A 2,256-nucleotide genomic window follows, 5' to 3' on the forward strand; every position below is an offset into this window, starting at 1 on the left:
TATCTATTATTTATATTTCCATCTTATACCCGGGGTTCGGGCCCCTCCCCCCCCCCCTGTTTACCCGGGGGGGGGTGTCCCCCGGCCCCCCCCGCGCCCGGGGCGCCCCCCCCCCCGACGCAGTTTCTGGGTGGGTGGATCATGCGCAATCCTGACAACCTGTCCGCCGACGACGCCGGGAAACTCACCCGGATCCTGGGCGCGTGTCCCGAGCTGGCCGCTGTCCGCCGCCATGTCGGCGCGTTCGCCGTCATGATGCGCGACCGGCGTGGCGATCACCTGCCCGACTGGATCGACCGTGCCCGCGCCGACGACCTGCCCGCGCTGCACTCGTTCGCCACCGGGCTCGAACACGACCTGGCCGCGGTGACCGCTGGGCTCACTTTGCCGTCTGGACGAAGTCGACTCGGATCCAAACCGTCGATACGAACACCGGTGACGCGTATGTGAAGATGCCGGGCGGTCAACCTTCACAGGAACCGATCGGAAACCTCTATGATTACCTCGGAGGATCCGCTCATTGACTGGCATAAGTTACCTCGTAGGTGGACGATGACGGGCGACCATTCAGGCGAATGGACCGAAGATGAGTGGAACGAGGCGATCCGGCAATATAACATCAAACGAAGCGGTGAGATTCGTGAACTGGAAGATCGCTGGATATTCAATCCGCTACGAAATCGGGCCGTTGTTCAGGTGAATTGGCTCGATGACCGGATCGAATTGATCTGCGACTCCGCAGACGCAATCGTAGTAGCGTACGATTCAGAGTTGAATCCCGCTCCTGTCGAGGGGAGCCCCATCGATCGTCGAGCGATTGACTCCTGGGATCGAATTGAATTCGAGCGCACTATATCGAATGAAATTCTGTCGGCAGTAGCATTCAAAACCGGCAGTCTGAGGGTGGTGCTGCGAAATCGATGGCATCTACACGCTGCTGCACCGAACTCCGCGAGCCCGGTCGCAATACGCTCAGGCGGCCACATCATCTGGGATGGTGCCGGATTGCGGGATGACATCGCGTACACCGTCCGAAGAGCTACCTGAGCGCTGGGAGCACGTTCGACGACTCGTCGCGAGCGTATGACACCCGAATCGTAACGGCATGAACCACGTGGGGCCGTCAAGCGCCTCGGTGCCTGACGGCCCCACGTCATGTTCACACGATGCTGCTCGGTCATGTGCTTCACCCTAACTGCCGCTCATCGGAACGGCAGTCCAGTGCCAAACAGCTTGCCCCGCAGCCGGAACAGGCGAATCGTGCTGGTCGAGACGCGGCGTATCGCCTGTTTGTACAGCCACCGCGCCATAGGTTGCCGCGATATTGCCAATTCCTCGACCAACCCGAGATCGCCCGGAAGTGGCGCTGAGTCGCGCGGCTCGAATTGTCGGGCCGCGGGTGTGGCTGCCGGGTGCCCGATCGGGAATATGCTGGCGGCGTTCATCGACTTGGCTGTCATGGTTCGTGACGGCTGGCAATGAGCTGGCCGGTGTGGTGACCGGTGTGGGTGCGGGGGTGACTCGGTTCGCTCCGGGTGATCGAGTTTTCGCCCGAGTGAACAAGCGGGCGCTCGGTGCTTTCGCGGATTATGCCGTGGTGGAGGAAGATCTGCTGGCAGTGATGCCGGCCCGGTTGGATTTCCGGCACGCGGCAGGAGTACCACTTGCCGGCTTGACCGCGCTGCAGGCGCTGCGCGATCTGCTCGGGGTGGGCCCGGGCGGAAAACTCTATATTTCCGGTGGGTCGGGCGGGGTCGGCACGATGGCGATCCAAATAGCCAAATGGCTCGGCGCCGAGGTCGCCACGACCGCGTCCGGACGTGGCGCGGACCTTGTCCGCGAACTGGGCGCGGATCATGTCATCGACTAGAAGACGGACCGGGCCGAGGACCTGCTGCACGATTACGATTACGCCTTCGATCTGATCGGCGGCGCCGAACTGTCGCAAGCTTTTCGTATCGTGAAATCCGGGGGTGCGGTGGTCTCGATCGCCGGGGTCCCCGAGCCGGCCACGGCGCGTGAGGATCTCGGCAGCGGACCGCTGCTCGCGGCGCTGTTCTGGCTGGCCAGCGTGAAAGTGCGCCGCGAGGCCCGCAAGCAGGGGGTCCGCTATCGCTATCTGCTGATGCATCCCTCCGGTGAGGGTCTGGAATTCCTCGGGCCCTGCGTGTCAGGCTGAGTTGAGTCCATTGGTTCAGAGCAAATCGGCCTGACGCGGGGCGAGATACGGATCGATATTTCATGACCAGCACGAGG

4 protein-coding genes are annotated in these 2,256 nt (G+C 62.6%); all 4 read left to right on the forward strand.

The window, feature by feature from the left end:
* The first annotated feature begins 141 nt into the window (after positions 1 to 141).
* The 4 genes from ACIA76_RS42345 to ACIA76_RS42360 all read left to right on the forward strand — a co-directional run bounded on the left by ACIA76_RS42345 (position 142) and on the right by ACIA76_RS42360 (position 2,179).
* Entirely contained in the window at positions 142 to 450 is a 309-nt protein-coding gene (locus tag ACIA76_RS42345; RefSeq protein WP_397161048.1) for a hypothetical protein, read from the forward strand.
* A 102-nt stretch (positions 451 to 552) separates the two neighbouring features.
* Entirely contained in the window at positions 553 to 1,047 is a 495-nt protein-coding gene (locus ACIA76_RS42350; RefSeq protein ID WP_397161050.1) for a hypothetical protein, read from the forward strand.
* A gap of 418 nt (positions 1,048 to 1,465) precedes the next feature.
* Complete coding sequence (locus ACIA76_RS42355; protein ID WP_397161051.1) at positions 1,466 to 1,870, forward strand: zinc-binding dehydrogenase; 405 nt, start codon at positions 1,466 to 1,468, stop codon at positions 1,868 to 1,870.
* A gap of 90 nt (positions 1,871 to 1,960) precedes the next feature.
* A complete protein-coding gene (locus tag ACIA76_RS42360) occupies positions 1,961 to 2,179 on the forward strand; it encodes a hypothetical protein (RefSeq protein WP_397161053.1) in 219 nt (72 codons plus the stop codon).
* Positions 2,180 to 2,256 lie beyond the last annotated feature (77 nt).

The organism is Nocardia sp. NPDC051570 (assembly GCF_044454005.1).
Classification (GTDB): domain Bacteria; phylum Actinomycetota; class Actinomycetes; order Mycobacteriales; family Mycobacteriaceae; genus Nocardia.

Bases quoted from the DNA above. Each gene is read 5' to 3' on its own strand.
- ACIA76_RS42350 (WP_397161050.1), top strand. From the start codon at position 553: ATGACGGGCGACCATTCAGGCGAATGGACCGAAGATGAGTGGAACGAG.
- ACIA76_RS42345 (WP_397161048.1), top strand. From the start codon at position 142: ATGCGCAATCCTGACAACCTGTCCGCCGACGACGCCGGGAAACTCACC.